We start from the raw sequence: 17,376 nt of genomic DNA on the forward strand, positions 1-17,376 counted from the left end.
GGACAGGGTGATTCGTCGTGTCCACGCTGTCCGAGATGCTCGCCGAGCACACCGACCTGCCGGGTACGGCGGTCGATCATCTGCAACGCGTCGTGGGGGAGTGGCAGATCCTCGCGGACATCTCCTTCGCGGACCTGCTGCTCTGGGTGCCCGTCGACCATCCCGGATCGCGTGCGGTGACGTCGTCGGACACGGCGACGGTGGTGTGCGTCGCGCAGTGTCGTCCGACGACGGCCCCCACGGTGATCCCGTCGGACACGGTCGGTGCGGTGGTCGGGGAGACCGAACATCCCCAGGTCGCGGAGTGCCTGCGCACGGCGTCGATCGTGCGCGGCGGTGGTCGCCTCCCCGACGATCAGGGTCCGCCCCACGACGCCGTTCCCGTGCGCGTCGACGGCCGCGTGGTCGCCGTGCTGACGCGTGACTCCGCGCCGGTCTCCGGCCGACCGCCGAGCTTGCTGGAGGCCGCGTACCGCGACTGCGCCCACCACCTCTCCGACATGATCGCGGAGGGGTCGTTCCCCTCGCCGTCCGAGAAGACGGACGTCAACTCGAGCCCACGCGTCGGCGACGGGTTCATCCGCCTCGACACCGCCGGCATGGTCACCTACGCGAGCCCCAACGCGGTGTCCGCCTACCACCGGATGGGGTTGACGGCAGATCTCCCCGGCCACGACCTCGCTGCGTCGACCCGGTCGCTCGTCACCGATCCCTTCGACGCGGAGGAGATCGCCGCCACCATCGGAGCGGCCGTCACGTCCGCCGGGGGACGACGGATGGAGGTGGACGCTCGCGGTGCCACCGTGCTGCTGCGCACGGTTCCGCTGCGCCCGGCCGGCACGTCCGTGGGCGCTCTGGTACTGGTCCGGGACGTCACCGAGGTGAAGCGTCGCGATCGCGCGCTGCTGAGCAAGGACGCGACCATCCGCGAGATCCATCACCGGGTCAAGAACAACCTGCAGACCGTCGCTGCTCTCCTGCGTCTGCAAGCTCGCCGGACCGACAACGACGAGGCCAAGGTCGCGCTGAGCGAGTCGGTCCGCCGGGTCACCTCCATCGCCCTCGTCCACGACGTGCTGTCGACGTCGGTGGACGAGGTCGTCGACCTGGACGAGGTGGTCGACCGCCTGGTCCCCGTCATGGTCGACATCGGCTCGCTGTCCGCGGACGTCACCGTCGGTCGCGAGGGCAGCCTGGGCGTGTTCCCGGCCGAACGGGCCACTCCGCTGATCATGGTGCTCACCGAGCTGGTCCAGAACTCGCTCGAGCACGGGTTCGATCCGGGTGCGCGAGGCCGTGTGACCATCGAGTCCCGACGGTCCTCCCGCATGCTGGAGGTCACCGTGCGCGACGACGGCCGTGGAGTCTCCGACGACTTCGACGCGTCGGCGTCCGACCGGCTGGGACTGCAGATCGTCTCGACACTCGTCACGGTGGAGTTGGGCGGCACCATCAGCGTCGCGGCCGGGCGGGACGGGGGCACCGCCGCCGAGCTCCGCGTCCCGCTCGGACGCCGGGAGCCACGCGGCTGACCCGGGTTGCGAACTCCCGTCGGACACACAAAAGGCCCGGCACCATGCGGTGCCGGGCCTGCGTGCGTCTTACGAGCTGTGTCAGACCGCCGAGCGTGCGCGGGTACGCGCGTTACGACGCTTCAGCGCGCGACGCTCGTCCTCGCTCATGCCGCCCCAGACGCCCGCGTCCTGACCGGACTCGAGAGCCCAGGACAGGCAGTCCGCGGTGACGGGACACCGGTTGCACACGACCTTGGCATCAGCGATCTGTGCGAGTGCCGGGCCGCTGTTTCCCACCGGGAAGAACAGTTCCGGGTCCTCGTCGCGACAGATAGCCTTGTGGCGCCAATCCATCCTCTTACTCCTCACTGAGCGCACGACGGCGCTGTCGAATAACTGATCCTGGACTCTCGTCCGGATCGTGGGCTTGTTGTCCTGCAGTTCGCGAGCGCGGCAACCAATGTTTCCGCACTGTTACTTGTGAATGCTTTCACGAACCAAGCAGAAGTCAAGAGATGACGCGGTGCGGGTGGCCAAGCTCACTGGACCCGATTTGGTTTCACACCCGACGTCTGGTACCCGGATCGGGAGATGTGAAACACAGTAGCTTGGCCTACGGGGTATCGCCAGGTAAAGGCGCCACGACGGCGAGGGCGTCCGGTGCGGACGCGAATTCGACCTCGGTGCGTTCTCCCAGGTAGTCGCCGTCGACCTGCAAGCCGGTCGGTTCCACCGAACGCACGCGAATCCATTTCACGTCGTCCTCTCGGAGAAGCGCCCGAGAATGCGGACCGGACGTTCCGGACAGCATTTGCACGACCACTCGCAACGTCGTGAACACCTTCGTGGATCGCATTGCGAATATGCCGAGTCCGCTGTCGAACGAGGTGCCGGGGTTCGTCCGGACCGGGCGTGCGTCGAGGAACGTCCACGGATCGGAGTTGGTCACGAACGCGAAGTGAACGCCCGTCACGGCCTCGCCGGTGTCGGTCTCCACGGTGAGGTGCGGGTCGCGGCGCTTGCGGCGGAAGAACGTGGTGACCGCGGTCCGGACGTAGCGCGAGGGCGTGACCGCCTCGCCGCCCTTGCGGCCTCGATCGATCGCGTCGCACACGTCCGCGTCCCATCCGAGGCCGGCGTTGAACAGGAACCATGTCTTGTCGCAGTGCCCCAGGCCGATACGCCTGCTCGTTCCCGACTCCAGCAGATCGATGAGCTGGTTGGTGGCCTCGACCGGATCCCTCGCGATGCCCAGCGAGCGAGCGAACACGTTGGCGGATCCGCCCGGGACGACCGCCAGCAGCGGCACGGGTCCCACGGTGACCGACTGCATGGAGGTCGGGGCAGGAACACCGAGAAGTCCGTTCACCACCTCGTTCACCGTTCCGTCGCCGCCGTGCACGATCACCAGATCGATACCGGCCCGGCGGGCCTCGGTCGCGAGTTCGCTCGCGTGTCCACGGTGCGTGGTGTGGAGCACTCTGAGCGACACCCTGCTCGCGAGCGCATGCGCCACCAGGTCTCGGCCGGCAGCCGTGGTGGACGTGGCGTTCGGGTTGACGATGAGGATGGCTCGCACGATCACTCAGAGTAGACGCGAGCGGCGGCGGCTCACGACCACCGGCGCGTGACCGTCGGCCACCTCGCGCGTGTGCTCTAGGGTGGCCTGGTGCGTCCGAAGCTGCCCGATTCCGGTGTTCCGACACCGGTGCGCGCCGCGGGCCTGTTGGTGTCCGTGCAGGGCGCCACGGCGGTCGTGGTGGCACTCGTCCTGGTGATCCGCGGCGCCGCCGGCGCCGACGAGAGCGTCATCAACGGTTTCGGCACCGCGATCTGGTTCGCCGCACTCGGGGGCGCCGTGCTCACCGGTGGTATCGCCCTGATCCTCGGGCACCGCTGGGGCCGCGCCATCGCGATCGTCGCGCAGCTGTTGTTGCTCCCGGTGGTCTGGTCGCTCCTCACCGATTCCGGGCGGCCCGTGCTGGGCTCGTTGCTCGGCATCGTCGTCATCGGCGTCCTGGTCTGTCTGTTCAGTGGCCCCGCAACGCGGTGGCTCGCCGACGACTACGTCGAGACCGACGACGCCTGAGCGGCTCTCCGACCGACGCCGGGCACCTCAGGAACCGAGGCGAGGATCCACGTTGTGGGTGTGGATCTGCCGGTACTCGTGCTCGTACCCCAGCACGGTGAAGCCGGCGGGCGCCAGCGCGAAGCGCTTTCCCTCGGTCACCGGTTGCTCGACCCACCGCGCGATGACCGACCTGGAGAAGTGGCCGTGCCCGACGAGCACGACGTCGCGCTCGGCGAGGGTGGGAACGACGACGGACAGGACGAGATCGGCCCGTGCGGACACGGCGTCGATGGTCTCGCCGGACGGTGACGGATGCGTCCAGACGGTCCAGTGCGGCGCGGTCTCCCGGATCTGCGGAGTGGTCAGGCCCTCGTAGTCGCCGTAGTCCCACTCGACCAGCGCGTCCCACACCCGATCGACGGTCAGTCCGGCCAGCTCCGCCGTCCGCAGCGCCCGCGATCGGGGGCTGCTGACCACCAGGGGACGTTCGAGCCCGAGCGCCGCGATGCGGTCCCCGGCGGCGCGGGCCTGGTCCTCCCCGTCGGCGGTGAGAGCGATGTCCGTCCGTCCGGTGTGTCGACCGCTCGCCGCCCACTCCGTCTGACCGTGACGGATCAACACCAGTCTGGCGTCGGAGCGCCGCGGCGACGTCCCGGACCCTCCGGACGATGCGGGTGCCGGGTCACGGGGGTCGGGGTCTGCCATGGCTCGATCATGCTCCCGGGTCGCGTCGCGTCGATGACGGAGGTCGTCCCGGTGACGGAGGTCTCGTGAAATCCGCTGGTGATCGCCGCCGGTTGGGGTGTTTACTTCCTTGGTCCGATCACGCAACACCCGGCCTCGATGCCGGCGGATACAGATCAGCCAGGAGACTCCGCATGACCGATCAGAGCACCGAGCAGGGCGCGCAGGGGTCCCCGAACACCCCCGGGCAGGGTGGTGTCGACACCGGTCAGGGGCTGGACGCGGCCGTCCTCAAGATCGCGGCCGTCATCGTCATCGGCGCCATCATGTCGATCCTCGACGTGACCGTCGTGAGCGTGGCGCTGCCGACCTTCGCCTTCGAGTTCCAGACGTCCTACGCCAACGTCGCCTGGACCATGACCGGCTACACCCTCGCTCTCGCGACCGTCATCCCGCTGACCGGCTGGGCCGCGGACCGGTTCGGTACCAAACGCCTCTACATCCTGGCGCTGATCCTGTTCGTCGCCGGATCCATGCTGTGCAGCGTCGCGTGGGACATCACGTCGCTGATCGTGTTCCGCGTCCTGCAGGGCTTCGGCGGCGGCATGCTCATGCCGCTCGGCATGACGATCCTGACCCGCGCCGCCGGTCCCGAGCGCATCGGTCGTGTCATGGCCGTCCTGGGCGTACCGATGCTGCTCGGTCCGATCGCGGGCCCGATCCTCGGCGGGTGGCTCATCGACGCGGCGAGCTGGCACTGGATCTTCCTGATCAACGTGCCCATCGGCGCCGTGGCGCTGGTGGCCGCGTGGGTCATCCTCCCGAAGGACGCACCCGAGCCCTCGCAGTCCTTCGACTTCGTCGGCATGCTGCTGCTGTCGCCGGGCCTCGCGCTCTTCCTGTTCGGCGTCTCCTCGATCCCCGAGACCGGAACGGTGATGTCGGCTCGCGTACTGGTCTCCGCCGTCGTCGGGCTCGTCCTGGTCGCGGCGTTCGTGCGCCACGCCCTGCGGACCGAGCACCCGCTGATCGACCTCCGGCTGTTCGCCAACCGTCACCTGTCCGTCGCGGTGATCGCGATGAGCCTGTTCGCCATCGCGTTCTTCGGCGCGGGCCTGATCTTCCCGAGCTACTTCCTGCAGGTCCGCGGGGAGACCACGCTCATGGCCGGCCTGCTGCTCGCCCCGCAGGGACTCGGGGCGATGGTGTCGATGCCCATCGCCGGACAGCTCGCCGACAAGATCGGGCCGGGCAAGATCGTGATCACCGGCATGGTGTTCGTGACGCTGGGCATGGCCGTCTTCACGCAGGTGGGATCCTCGACCTCGTACGTCGTCCTGCTCGGCGCCCTGTTCGTCATGGGGTTGGGACTCGGCGCGACGATGATGCCGATCATGACCGCCGCGCTCCAGACGTTGGACGACGCGTCCGTCGCCCGCGGTTCGTCGCTGATGAACATCATCCAGCAGTCGGCCGGGTCGATCGGTACGGCCGTGATCTCGGTGGTGCTCACCAACCAGCTGCTCGACCGGGCGGCTGCGGGACCCGCCATCGCGGCACAGCGTGACCCGGCGATCGCCGAGCAGATCGGGCCGAATGCCGTGCAGGCCGGACTGGCGCAGGCAGCCGACGCGTTCGGCGGCACCTTCCTGGTGGCCACGATCATCGTCGCGTTCACCTTCGTGCCCGCACTCCTGTTGCCGCGCAAGAAGTTCCAGCGTGCAGACCAGGGTGACGCCGTCGCGCGCGGTGCGATGCTGCACTGAGCTCGGCCTCCGTTCCACCCCGTTCGGCCCGGTGCGGCATCACGCCACGCCGGGCCGAACGTCGCTCGACACACCGAGTGATGCCAAGATCGTGCTGTGACGACGATCCTGGCAGTGGCCAACCAGAAGGGTGGCGTCGCCAAGACGACCACCGTGGCATCGCTGGGAGCGGCGCTCGTCGCTCTGGGCCGACGAGTACTCGTGGTGGACCTCGACCCGCAGGGAAGTCTGACCTTCTCGCTGGGGCACAACCCCGACAAGCTGGAGACCTCGATCCACGAGGTCCTCACCGCCGGGGTTCCCGTGGGCGACGCCGTGCTCGGCACGGACGAGGGTGTGGACCTGCTCCCGGCGACCATCGACCTGGCCGGCGCCGAGGCGCTGTTGCTCATGCGTCCAGGCCGCGAGTACACCCTCAAACGCGCCCTCGCGCCCCTCCTCGAGAACTACGACGTCATCGTGCTGGACTGCCCGCCCTCACTGGGCGTGCTCACCCTGAACGGGCTGACGGCCGCGACGAGCGTGCTGATCCCGCTGCAGTGCGAGACGCTCGCTCACCGCGGTGTGGGTCAGCTGTTGCGCACCGTCAGTGAGGTCCAGCAGATCACCAACCCCGATCTGACACTCCTGGGCGCTCTCGCGACCCTGTACGACGCCCGCACCACGCACAGCCGTGACGTCCTCGCGGACGTGTCCGGTCGGTACGACATCCCGGTGCTCGCGCCGCCGATCCCGCGCACCGTGCGGTTCGCGGAAGCGTCGGCGTCCGGCACCTCGGTGATCGCGGGACGTGAGAACAAGGGCGCTCAGGCGTACCGCGACCTCGCCGACAACCTGGCCGCGCACTGGACCGAGGGCGCACCCCTGGCCACGTACGACGCCGACGCCTGAGGCTCAGCCCAGGGCGACGGTCTCGGCACCGCGGCGCTCGAACACGCTGGTGCCGAGGACGGACAGTGCGACCGGTCCGGTGTACTCGCCGCGGTCCACCGCGATCGTGCGGGAGGCGACGCCGTTCTCCGGATCCACCACCGCGATACCGCCGGGAACCGGGACGAGGAGCTGACCGGCCATCACAGCACCCGCGCCGAGAGTTCCGGCGAGAACCCAGCGCTGTGACAGATCGGACTGCGTGAAGCCGACGGTGTCGGCGCCCGTCCACCAGGAGACGACGGAACCGGTACGCACGATGTCGGATGCGAGGGCGTCGGCGGACGGTGTGGTGACGTCGGCGGTCACGGCCTGCGCGGAGACGAAGTTGGCGGACCCGTCGAAGAGTGCCACCCGGGCGACCTCGCTCCCGGCCGGGGGGAGGTAGACCGCGAGGCGATCCCCGACCACCGCGAGGACGCGTGCTGCCGCTGCGTCCGCGGGGACGTCGGCCAGGATGGTCGAGCCGTACACGTCGGGCACCGTGTTGTCCTTCGGTGCGGGGTTCATCGACGTCAGGCGCAGGCCTTCCTCACCGGGACACCGTTCCAGCACGGCGAGGCGGGTGCTCGCGGACGCGCTCGACACGAGGTCGCATCCGGTGCGGGGTTGGCTGCGCGGGTTGACCGGGGCGTCGACACGCCCGTACTCGAGTGTGCGCACGAGGTCGGAGCGCCAGAGTTCGAGGCGCGTGGCGCCGAGTTCGGTCACGTACGTGCCGTCGAACGACAACCGGACCGGGTCGTCGGCGTCGTTGGTGCGCTGGTCCTCGCGCGCTCCGGTGGACCCGTCGAGCTCGGTGACCTGGCCGCATCCCCGGCCGTCCCGGAACACCGCCACCGCCGCGTCCCACGCCCCCACGACCGAGCAGAGGGCCCGATCACGCGTGTAGGACCAGGACGGCGAGCCGGTGGCGGGATCGAGTCCGGTCACCGCGTCGCCGGTGGAGACGACGACGGCTCCGCCGACGGTGGTCGGTGCCCCGGTTCCGGTGTCGTCGGCGCGCCAGATCTCTGAGAACGACTCGGGCACCGACAATGCCGACGCCGGGGCGGTGAGAGGCACGTCGGCAACCACGGACGTGGTGCCGCGAGCGTCGCTGCGGAACCAGATCACCGAGGCGCCCACCAGGACGACCACGACGATCACCACAGCGGCGATCACGTCGACGCGGGTGCGCCGTTCGGGAGCGAGCACGTCAGGTACGTGACGGTCAGTCGGACGTACCGGCGGACGACGAGGCCTCCGCCGACGCGCCGTTCTCACCGGCGTGCGCCGCGGACCCGGCGGACGACCGGCGTCGACGGCGACGACGGGGCTTGTCCGACGTGGATCCGTCACCGGACGCCTCGGCGGGACCTGTCGTGGCCGAACTGTCCGCGGTGGCGGCAGCGTCGGCGTGGCCCCCGCCGCGGGTGCGGCGACGTGACCGGCTCCGGCGCGACGTGGTGGTGGCCTCGCCGTCCGACGCCTGGTCCGAGTTCTCGCTCCGGCTCGAGCGGGTGTCCGTCTTCTCGGCGGCGGGAGTCTCGGCGCGCCGCTTCGCGATGCTGCCCGTGGTGCCGTGCGGGATGTTCAGTTCCGCGTACAGGTGCTCGGAGCTGGAGTACGTCTCCACCGGGTCGGGGATGTCGAGGCCCAGGGCCTTGTCGATCAGCTGCCAGCGGGGGATGTCGTCCCAGTCGACCAGCGTGACGGCGATACCGGTGCGGCCCGCACGACCCGTACGTCCGATGCGGTGGACGTACGTCTTCTCGTCCTCGGGGCACTGGTAGTTGATGACGTGGGTGACGTCGTCGATGTCGATACCGCGCGCCGCGACGTCGGTGGCGACGAGCACGTCGATCTTGCCGGAGCGGAACGCCGCGAGCGACTTCTCGCGGGCGACCTGCCCGAGATCACCGTGGACGGCGCCGACGGAGAATCCGCGCTCGGCGAGATCGTCGGCGACCTTCTGGGCAGTGCGCTTGGTGCGCGTGAAGATCATCGTGGCGCCGCGGCCCTCGGCCTGCAGCACCCGCGCGACCATCTCCGCCTTGTCCAGTGCGTGTGCCCGGTAGACGTGCTGGGCGGTGCGCTCGTGGATCGCGGAGGACTCGGCCTCCTCGGCGCGGATGTGCGTCGGCCGAGTGAGGAACGTGCGGGCGAGCGTGATGATCGGCCCGGGCATGGTCGCCGAGAACAGCATGGTCTGACGCTTCTCCGGCACCATGCTCATGAGGCGCTCGATGTCGGGGAGGAAGCCCAGGTCCAGCATCTCGTCGGCCTCGTCGAGCACCAGGACGCCGACCTTGCCCAGCACGAGGTGGCCCTGTTTGGCCAGGTCGAGAAGTCGTCCGGGGGTGCCGACGACGACGTCGACGCCGGTCCGCAGGGTCTCGATCTGGGCCTCGTAGGGCCGTCCGCCGTAGATCGACATGACCTTCACGCGACCGTTGGCCGAGTGCAGGTGCTTCGACGCGTTCTCCAGGTCGGAGGTGACCTGGACGCACAGCTCGCGCGTGGGAACGATGATCAGCGCACGCGGGGTGCCGTCCAGGACCGTGGTGCCCGAGCCGTCGGCCGGACCGGTGGCGAGACGGTGCAGCAGCGGGACGCCGAAGCCGAACGTCTTGCCCATGCCGGTGCGGGCCTGGCCGATGAGGTCGTCGCCCGCGAGTGCCAGGGGAAGCGTGAGTTCCTGGATCGCGAACGTGCGCTCGATGCCGATGTCGGTCAACCCACGGACGATCTCGGGGTGAACGCCCAGCTCGGCGAAGGTCGGGGGAGTGTGGGTGGTGTCCAGGGTGGCCGAGACGGTGGTCTCCGCCACGTCGTCGGTCTCGTGGTCCACAGTGATCTTGCTCAGTGTTTCGGCCTTTCTCGTCTCTCGCCTCGCACGCACGACGAGGGCCAGGCCGCTCCGCGGCCGGTGTCGAAACCCTCGATTCGTCGACAGGCGCGATCGGGGTCGGCCGCAGATGCGGCGACACGATCGGCGGCAGACACGAATCAGGTGCGCGCACAATGTCGTGAGCACGGCTCCCGGTGCTCGCCGCGATCGCCTCCGACGGAGGTGACCACGGTGCGTCGGGCCGGCGTGCGGACTGTCTCGGTCCCTGCTGCCGGCACCGGTGGAGCGTGCTCGCGACCTATTCTACCTGGTCGGCACCCGACGCCGCGGTTCCGCTCGCGCGAGCCGTGTCGACGGTAGTCTCGGCAGCCATGCGAACAGATTCGGATCCACAGCACGGCGGGTCCACTCCGAACGTCCCGTCCGGGTCCGACGAGGGCCTTGCGACCGGGGGAACCGTGCCGGGTGATCACCCCGGAATCATCAGTCTCCTGGGCGTTCTCGCGTACGGCGAGATCTCGGCGTTCTACCGGTTGGTCGACGACGCTCGAATGGCCCCGACGCTCGGCGACCGCATCGCCATGGCGAGCATGGCGGCCGCCGAGATGAACCACTTCGAGGTGCTCGAGGCGGCCCTCGCGGAGCGCGGGCGGGACGTCCTGTCGGTCACCGAGCCTTTCGCCGCCGCTCTCGACGCTTACCATGCCTCGACGCTGCCCTCGACGTGGATGGAGGTGCTCGTCAAGACCTACGTCGCAGACGGCCTCGCCGCCGATTTCTACCGCGAGATCGCGCACAGCCTCCCGGACGACATCGCCGCCACCGTGCGCGAGGTGCTCGCCGAGACGGGCCACTCGGAGTTCGTCGTCACCGAGGTGGTGGCGCGTGTCGCGGCGAGTGCCGCGGACAAGGACCGGTTGATGCTCTGGGGACGCCGCCTGCTCGGGGAGGCCATCACCCAGGCGCAGTTCGTCCTGGCGCAGCGCGAGGAGCTGACCGAACTGGTCATGACGGCGTCGGGCGATTTCAACGGCATCGTGGCGCTGTTCGACCGCATGCAGGTCCGGCATTCCGAGCGGATGGCGATTCTCGGCCTCGTCTGACTCGTGTCGGTGTTCGCTGTGGGCGTGTGCGTCACGCACTCACCGGCGGCCGGTGCTGCTCTAACCTGAAGTGGACAGCAGGTTCGCGACAACGTTTCGGAGGTCGGCCGTGGAGGTCAAGATCGGAATTTCGGACAGCCCACGGGAATTGGTCATCAACAGCGCGCAGACGCCCGACGAGGTGGAGACCCTGGTCTCGAAGGCCTTCGGCGGCGAGGGTGTGCTGTCGTTGGTGGACGAGAAGGGCCGCAAGTTCCTGGTGCCCGCGGGCAAGCTCGCGTACGTGGAGATCGGTCCGTCCGACAGTCGTCGGGTCGGTTTCGCGTCGTCCGGCACCGCCTGACCGACGCGCCCACCGCGCACGAGGAACGGCCCCGCACCTGCTGGTGCGGGGCCGTCGTGGTTCGTGGGACCGGGGTGCGTCGCCTACTGGGACTGCAGGGGGACGTGCGAGAGACCACCCCAGGCGAGGGTGACGGTGGTGTCCACCGCTTCCTCCTTGGTGATGGGACGATCCGCCTCGAGCCAGTAGCGGGCGGTGAACTGGCTCGCGCCCACGAGGCCGACGGCGAGGATGCGGGCACGGTGCGGGTCGAGTCCGGAGTCGTGGCTGACGAGGTCGAACACGGCGTCGACGCAGGCCTCGGTGGCCTGATCGACGCGGCTCTGCACCTGAGGATCGCCCATGAGGTCCGACTCGAACACCAGGCGGAATCCCTGGCTGTCGTTGTCGACGAAGTCGTAGAACGCGAGCACGGCGGCCCGGACGCGCTTGTGGTTGTCCGTCGTCGACCGCAGCGCCTGGCGCAGACCCGAGATGAGGCTGTCGACGTAGTTTTGCAGCACCGCGACGTAGAGGTCGAGCTTGCCGGGGAAGTGCTGGTACAGAACAGGTTTGCTGACGCCCGCGCATTCCGCGATCTCGTCCATCCCCGCGGCGTGGTACCCGCGGGCGACGAAGATCTCCCCGGCAGCGGCGAGGAGTTGGGCGCGGCGTGCATCACGGGGCAGTCGAGCACTGCGCCGGCCACTCCCGGTCCCGCCCACGGAGGAGCTTCGGTCGGCGACGTCTGTCATGTGTTTCGTGTGTCCCATCCGCCGCGACACCGGTGGACGAGGATCACTCAGACATCGGAACTACGCGGCATGAAAGTTCTTCCGGATCGTGACGACGATACCCCGGCGCGCCGACCGAAGGCCGCAGACGCGTGTGAGAACCTGGATCGGTGAGTGACCGACGGCAACCGCAGAGAGAGCCTGCGACGCGTGACGACCGTGCGCGACGCTCGCATCAGCCTCTGCGCGCCCAGTGGGATCCCACCGCGGTCGATCCCGGACGCACACGCGCCGCACGGCCGGAGCGCAGCGCCCGGAAGCAGAGCCGGCTGGGGCGGTTCACGTCGACCTACGGTTGGCGCGCCTACGCGATCCCGATCCTCGCGGTCGTGACGGTACTCGTGGTCGTCGACGCGATACGCGATCCCGGAACCGCGTCCACGACGGACTCGGCACCCGGATTCCCCGCGCTGAGCAACACGACCGACGACACCGGCATCATCGGTGTCCCGCCGCAGGCCGACGGGAACTTCGCCGAGACGGTGTCCAGCGGTCAGCTGCCCGACGGCGGTCAGTTCGCGGTGCAGGGCGCAGGCACGTGGCGCGTGGTGCCGGGAGTCACCGACCAGGTGGGCCAGGGCACCGAACGCACGTTCACCTACACCGTCGAGATCGAGGACGGCGTGGACACGACGGGCTTCGGAGGCGACGAGTCGTTCGGTCGCCTCGTCGACCAGACTCTCGCCAATCCCAAGAGCTGGACGAATGATCAGCGTTTCGCCTTCCGCCGCGTCGACACCGGTGATCCGGACTTCCGGGTCTCGCTGACGTCGCAGATGACCATCCGCGACGCGTGTGGGTACGACATCCAGCTCGAGGTGTCCTGCTACAACCCCGGTATCGGCAGGGTGGTGCTCAACGAGCCGCGCTGGGTGCGCGGCGCCGTGGCGTTCCAGGGCGACATCGGGTCGTATCGGCAGTACCAGATCAACCACGAGGTAGGCCACGCGATCGGGTACCAGGCGCACCAGCCCTGCGAGACCGACGGTGGCCTGGCCCCGATCATGATGCAGCAGACCTTCGGCACGGCGAACGACGACATCGCGGTACTCGATCCTGCGGGCGTGGTGCCGATGGACGGCAAGACCTGTCGCTTCAACCCCTGGCCGTACCCCAGGGCCTGACCGGGGAGGTACGAGGAGCATGACGATCGTCGACCCGGTGGTGGAACCGGGCCCGGAGCTGAGCCGCGAGCAGGTCGCTCGGTACAGCAGACACCTGCTGCTACCCGACGTCGGAGTGCTGGGCCAGCGGCGTCTACGCAACGCGAGAATCCTGGTGATCGGTGCCGGCGGCTTGGGTTCGCCCGTGCTGCTGTATCTCGCCTCGGCGGGCGTGGGCACCCTCGGCATCGTCGAGTTCGACGACGTGGACGCCTCCAACCTGCAGCGACAGATCATCCACGGCGAGGCCGACATCGGTCGGCCGAAGTCGGTCAGCGCCCGCGAGTCGATCCGGGCTGTGGACTCCACCATCGAGGTCCGGCTGCACCAGGTCCGGCTCGAGCCCCGCAACGCGGTGAACCTCTTCCGCCAGTACGACCTGGTGGTGGACGGCACCGACAACTTCGCGACGCGGTACCTCGTCAACGACGCGGCCGCCGTCGCCGGCATCCCGTACGTGTGGGGATCCATCTATCGCTTCGACGGGCAGGTGTCCGTGTTCTGGGATGCCGCACCCGGCGGTCTCGGCGTCGACTACCGGGACCTCTACCCGGATCCGCCCGCGTCGGGCACTGTGCCGTCGTGTTCGGAGGCCGGCGTGCTGGGCGTGCTCTGCGGGGTCGTGGGCTCGATCATGGCGACCGAGGCCGTCAAGCTGGTGACGGGCATGGGCGACACGCTGCTCGGGCGTCTGCTGGTCTACGACGCGCGCACCATGACCTTCCGCACGGTCACCCTGCGCCGGGACCCCGGTCGCGTGCGGGTGTCCGAGGTGGAGGAGGACTACGAGGTGTCCTGCGGTGTGGCCTCGCCCCTGCCGTCGGTGGACTCGGTGGACGGCGACCTCGATCCGGCGGCCGTGCGCGCGCTGCTGGACGGCGGTGCCCCGGTGGCACTGATCGACGTGCGGGATCCGGTCGAGTGGGACATCGTGCACCTCGACGGCGCAACGCTGATGCCTCTGCCGACGGTGGTGGCCGGTGACGCGGTCGCGTCGCTGCCGACGGACCGGCCGGTGGTGCTCTACTGCAAGACGGGTGTCCGCTCGGCCGAGGCACTCGCGGTCCTGCGGTCCGCCGGCATGGCCGACGTCCACCACCTGCGCGGCGGACTCGAGGCGTGGGCGCGCGACGTCGACCCCACCGTCCCGACGTACTGACACCGGGTTCGGTCACGCGTGCCGGGACACGCGCTCACCGGGGTCTGCGGACTCGCACCGCGGCGGCGGTACGGTGGCCGTCATGACATCGGCGGAACCTCCCCAGCACGTCATCGGCACGTTCGGGCTCCGAGACGTCGCGCCGGTGGCTCTGGGAGCGGACTGGGACGGCGGTTGGCGTCTCGGTGACGTCGTCCTGTCCCCGGTGGCCGATCACGCCCGCGGTGCCTGGTCGGCGAAGGTGCGCGAAACCCTTGCGGTGGAGGGGGTTCGGCTCGCGCGGCCGGTGCGGTCGACCGACGGCCGCTACGTCGTGTCCGGATGGCGCGCGGACACGTACATCGAGGGGGTTCCCGAACCCCGCCACGACGAGGTCGTCTCGCTGGCGACCCGGCTGCACGTCGCGACGTCGCAGCTCGAGAAACCGCGGTTCCTGACCCAGACGCCGGTCGCGCCGTGGAGTGACGTGGACGTGTTCGTCGCCGCTGATCGTGCTGCGTGGGAACAGGTTCCGTTCCGCTCCGCCCGTGCCGGGGGAGCGGTGGAGCCGACGTCGCCGGACGGTGTGCGCAGTGTCGAGGTGATCGGTCAGCTGGCCACCCTGCGTCGGCCGGTGCGCGAGCCCGACCAGTTGGTGCACGGAGATCTGTTCGGCACGGTGCTGTTCGACGGCGTGCAGGCTCCCGGTATCACCGACATCACCCCGTACTGGCGCCCCGCGTCGTGGGCCGCGGCCGTGGTGGTCGTCGACGCGCTCTCCTGGGGCGGCGCGGACGACGGGCTCATCGGCCGCTGGGAGGATCTCCCCGAGTGGCCGCAGATGTTATTGCGGGCGGTGATGTTCCGCCTCGCGGTGCACGCTCTGCATCCGCGCTCGACCGCCGAGGCGTTTCCCGGTCTGGCCCGTACCGCCGATCTGGTGCGCCTGATCCTCTAGTCGGTCGGCAGTGCGCCGGTGTCCCGATCATCGGCACCGTCCGCGGCGAGCTCGGTGAAGAAGCAGCGTGCGGCGGTGGCCGCCGCGTCGGCGTCCCCGGACACGACCGCTCGGACCAGGGCCGCGTGCTCCTCGTGGAACGCACGGTCGGAATCGGCGTCGTGGTCGAGGATGGTCTCCTCGATACTGGGGAGCAGGAAGTCGTAGACCTCCAGGTAGATGCTGTTGTGGCTGGCCGCGACGATGGCACGGTGCAGGGACACGTCGAGATGCAGGGCCCGGGTGCGGTCCACGTCCCACAGTGCGGTCCGATGCGCCAGGGTGTCCTCGAGCATCCGGACGTCCTCGTCGGTCCGCCGCTCGGCGGCCAGTGTGGCCGCGGTGATGTCGAGCGCCCGCCGCAGCTCCAGGACGTCGCGTCGCCGCGCGGACGAGAAGTACTTGCCGAGGGCCGACGGCATCTCCGACGACGCGAGCACGTAGGTGCCCGATCCCTGGCGCCGCTCGAGCATGCCCGCGTGCACCAGCGCCTGGACGGCCTCGCGAACGGTGTTGCGTCCCGTGCCGGTCAGCTCGGTCAACTCCGGTTCTGTGGGTATCCGCGTACCGACGGCCCACGTCCCGGACTCGATCTCGCCTCGTAACTGGTCGGTGACCTGCCCGATGAGGCTCTGTCGGCGTACGGGTTGCACGTCAGTGTCTTTCTCTCGTGTGGTGTCGGTCTCGGCCAGTCTAATAGTCCTTTGCCAGACAGGTCGGATCATCCTATGATTCGTCCCATGACTGCGACCGCCACCACTGCCGAGCCCGGGTCACGCTCGACACTGCAGGGACGGCTGTTGGTGTTCGCGGCACTCATCCTGTCCGCGTTCACACTTCGGGCAGCGGTCACCTCGGTGTCGCCGCTGTTCCCCCGGATCGGCGACGACCTCGGGTTCGGCGCCGGCGCCATCGGGCTCCTCGGGATGCTCCCGACCGCGATGTTCGCGCTGTTCGGCGTGCTCACCCCGGTCATCGCGACTCGTCTCGGACTCGAACGGACGGCACTCGCCGCGGCGGCTCTGACCGGTGTCGGCATCTTCGCGCGGGCGTTCGCCCCCGGGCTCGGGTCGCTGGCGCTGCTCTCGGCGGTCGCCCTGGCCGGTATGGGCATCGGCAACGTGGTCATCCCGCCGCTGGTCAAGCGCTACTTCTCCGACCGGCTCGCCATGATGAGCACCGTCTACATCTGCCTCCTGCAGCTGGGCACCATCGTCCCGTCGCTCACGGCGGTCCCCGTCGCCGACGCGGTCGGGTGGCGCTGGTCGCTCGCGATGTGGGGTGTGGCCGCCGTCGCCGCCGTGGTGCCGTGGACGGCCATCATGCTGACGCGACGCACTCGCCCCGCCGCCCCCGCGGTGCGCGGTGCGGAGTCTCCGGCGCAGGACGCCGCCGTGGAGGCCGAGCTCGACGGGCCGCTCACCGAGCCGTCGGCCCATTCGGTGGCGCCGCCCGTCCCGGTCTGGCGCACCTCGCTCGGCTGGGGGATGGCCGGCATGTTCGCGATGACGTCCATGGTCACGTACTCGATGCTGACGTGGCTGCCCTCCCTCCTGGTCGAGGCCGGCATCAGCGAGGGTGCCGCCGGTGCCTCGCTCGGGGTGTTCGCCGCGGTCGGTCTCGCGGGTTCCCTGCTCGCGCCGTCCTTCACCAGTCGGATGGTCGACCCCTATCCCATCGTCATCGGCTGCGCGGTCTGCTATCTCGCAGGCTTCGCGGGCCTGCTGTGGGCGCCCGCGACGGGCACGGTGCTGTGGCTGGTGTTGGTCGGTGCAGGTCCGACGACGTTCCCGATGTCGCTCACGCTCATCAATCTGCGCACGCGCACGGCCGTCGGCTCGGCATCCCTGTCCGGCTTCACGCAGGGAGTCGGGTACACCATCGCCTGCGCCGGCCCCATTCTCTTCGGTGTGCTGCACGAGAACACGGGGGGCTGGGAGTGGTCGTTCGCATTCCTCACGTGCGGCATCGCCGTGCTGCTGGTCGCCGCCAAGGCCGCCTGCCGTCCGCGCGTCCTCGAGGACGGGCCCGTCCGCCAGGCTCAGTCGCGACCCTGACCCT

At 69.6% G+C, this 17,376-nt stretch carries 17 protein-coding genes; 10 read left to right on the plus strand and 7 right to left on the minus strand.

What is annotated here, in order from left to right; all coding sequences use genetic code 11:
* Positions 1-17: 17 nt before the first annotated feature.
* A complete protein-coding gene (locus OG947_RS20965) occupies positions 18-1,532 on the plus strand; it encodes a sensor histidine kinase (RefSeq protein ID WP_222638671.1) in 1,515 nt (504 codons plus the stop codon).
* An 81-nt stretch (positions 1,533-1,613) separates the two neighbouring features.
* On the opposite strand, the gene OG947_RS20970 is transcribed toward OG947_RS20965, so the two are convergent.
* Together OG947_RS20970 and OG947_RS20975 are read right to left on the minus strand one after the other, a co-directional pair.
* Positions 1,614-1,868 carry a WhiB family transcriptional regulator gene (locus OG947_RS20970; protein WP_027506852.1) on the minus strand — a complete coding sequence of 85 codons (255 nt, stop codon included), beginning with the start codon at positions 1,866-1,868 and terminating at the stop codon, positions 1,614-1,616.
* A 259-nt stretch (positions 1,869-2,127) separates the two neighbouring features.
* Positions 2,128-3,093, minus strand: a complete 966-nt coding sequence (locus OG947_RS20975) for a diacylglycerol/lipid kinase family protein (RefSeq protein WP_027506851.1) — start codon at positions 3,091-3,093, stop codon at positions 2,128-2,130.
* 87 nt (positions 3,094-3,180) lie between these two features.
* Between OG947_RS20975 and OG947_RS20980 the strand changes: the two genes are divergently transcribed.
* Complete coding sequence (locus OG947_RS20980) at positions 3,181-3,603, plus strand: hypothetical protein (RefSeq protein ID WP_442973138.1); 423 nt, start codon at positions 3,181-3,183, stop codon at positions 3,601-3,603.
* 27 nt (positions 3,604-3,630) lie between these two features.
* Here OG947_RS20980 and OG947_RS20985 read toward each other — a convergent pair whose 3' ends face one another.
* A complete protein-coding gene (locus OG947_RS20985) occupies positions 3,631-4,290 on the minus strand; it encodes an acid phosphatase (protein WP_081821426.1) in 660 nt (219 codons plus the stop codon).
* 173 nt (positions 4,291-4,463) lie between these two features.
* On the opposite strand from OG947_RS20985, the gene OG947_RS20990 reads away from it, so the two are divergent.
* Both OG947_RS20990 and OG947_RS20995 read left to right on the plus strand, forming a co-directional pair.
* Complete coding sequence (locus OG947_RS20990; protein WP_222650426.1) at positions 4,464-6,035, plus strand: DHA2 family efflux MFS transporter permease subunit; 1,572 nt, start codon at positions 4,464-4,466, stop codon at positions 6,033-6,035.
* A 96-nt stretch (positions 6,036-6,131) separates the two neighbouring features.
* Entirely contained in the window at positions 6,132-6,926 is a 795-nt protein-coding gene (locus OG947_RS20995) for a ParA family protein (RefSeq protein WP_328812799.1), read from the plus strand.
* 3 nt (positions 6,927-6,929) lie between these two features.
* Here the strand turns inward: OG947_RS20995 and OG947_RS21000 are convergent, their stop codons facing one another.
* Positions 6,930-8,162, minus strand: coding sequence for an Rv3212 family protein (locus tag OG947_RS21000; RefSeq protein ID WP_222638668.1), 1,233 nt, complete (start codon positions 8,160-8,162; stop codon positions 6,930-6,932).
* A gap of 16 nt (positions 8,163-8,178) precedes the next feature.
* On the minus strand, positions 8,179-9,849 hold the full coding sequence (locus tag OG947_RS21005) for a DEAD/DEAH box helicase (protein ID WP_037186721.1): 1,671 nt from the start codon (positions 9,847-9,849) through the stop codon (positions 8,179-8,181).
* A 320-nt stretch (positions 9,850-10,169) separates the two neighbouring features.
* Here OG947_RS21005 and OG947_RS21010 point away from each other — a divergent pair, with 320 nt between their 5' ends.
* The gene (locus tag OG947_RS21010) at positions 10,170-10,901 is read left to right on the plus strand and encodes a ferritin-like fold-containing protein (protein WP_051613614.1); all 732 of its coding nucleotides are present in this window, start codon (positions 10,170-10,172) and stop codon (positions 10,899-10,901) included.
* Positions 10,902-11,010: 109 nt separating this feature from the next.
* Positions 11,011-11,244, plus strand: coding sequence for a DUF3107 domain-containing protein (locus OG947_RS21015; RefSeq protein WP_027506844.1), 234 nt, complete (start codon positions 11,011-11,013; stop codon positions 11,242-11,244).
* Positions 11,245-11,327: 83 nt separating this feature from the next.
* Here the strand turns inward: OG947_RS21015 and OG947_RS21020 are convergent, their stop codons facing one another.
* Positions 11,328-11,978, minus strand: coding sequence for a TetR/AcrR family transcriptional regulator (locus tag OG947_RS21020; protein ID WP_027506843.1), 651 nt, complete (start codon positions 11,976-11,978; stop codon positions 11,328-11,330).
* A 149-nt stretch (positions 11,979-12,127) separates the two neighbouring features.
* On the opposite strand from OG947_RS21020, the gene OG947_RS21025 reads away from it, so the two are divergent.
* From OG947_RS21025 to OG947_RS21035, 3 genes are all read left to right on the plus strand, one after another.
* Positions 12,128-13,141: a DUF3152 domain-containing protein gene (locus tag OG947_RS21025; RefSeq protein WP_051613603.1), complete on the plus strand. Its 1,014-nt coding sequence runs from the start codon at positions 12,128-12,130 to the stop codon at positions 13,139-13,141.
* 19 nt (positions 13,142-13,160) lie between these two features.
* Complete coding sequence (gene moeB, locus OG947_RS21030) at positions 13,161-14,339, plus strand: molybdopterin-synthase adenylyltransferase MoeB (RefSeq protein WP_328812800.1); 1,179 nt, start codon at positions 13,161-13,163, stop codon at positions 14,337-14,339.
* Positions 14,340-14,421: 82 nt separating this feature from the next.
* Entirely contained in the window at positions 14,422-15,276 is an 855-nt protein-coding gene (locus OG947_RS21035) for a TIGR02569 family protein (RefSeq protein ID WP_027506841.1), read from the plus strand.
* On the opposite strand, the gene OG947_RS21040 is transcribed toward OG947_RS21035, so the two are convergent.
* The gene (locus tag OG947_RS21040; protein ID WP_037186716.1) at positions 15,273-15,968 is read right to left on the minus strand and encodes a FadR/GntR family transcriptional regulator; all 696 of its coding nucleotides are present in this window, start codon (positions 15,966-15,968) and stop codon (positions 15,273-15,275) included. The two genes, OG947_RS21035 and OG947_RS21040, sit on opposite strands and share 4 nt — an antisense overlap.
* An 87-nt stretch (positions 15,969-16,055) precedes the next feature.
* Between OG947_RS21040 and OG947_RS21045 the strand changes: the two genes are divergently transcribed.
* Complete coding sequence (locus OG947_RS21045; protein ID WP_328812802.1) at positions 16,056-17,372, plus strand: MFS transporter; 1,317 nt, start codon at positions 16,056-16,058, stop codon at positions 17,370-17,372.
* The last annotated feature ends 4 nt before the right edge of the window (positions 17,373-17,376 follow it).

The organism is Rhodococcus sp. NBC_00297, from assembly GCF_036173065.1.
Classification (GTDB): Bacteria; Actinomycetota; Actinomycetes; order Mycobacteriales; family Mycobacteriaceae; genus Rhodococcoides.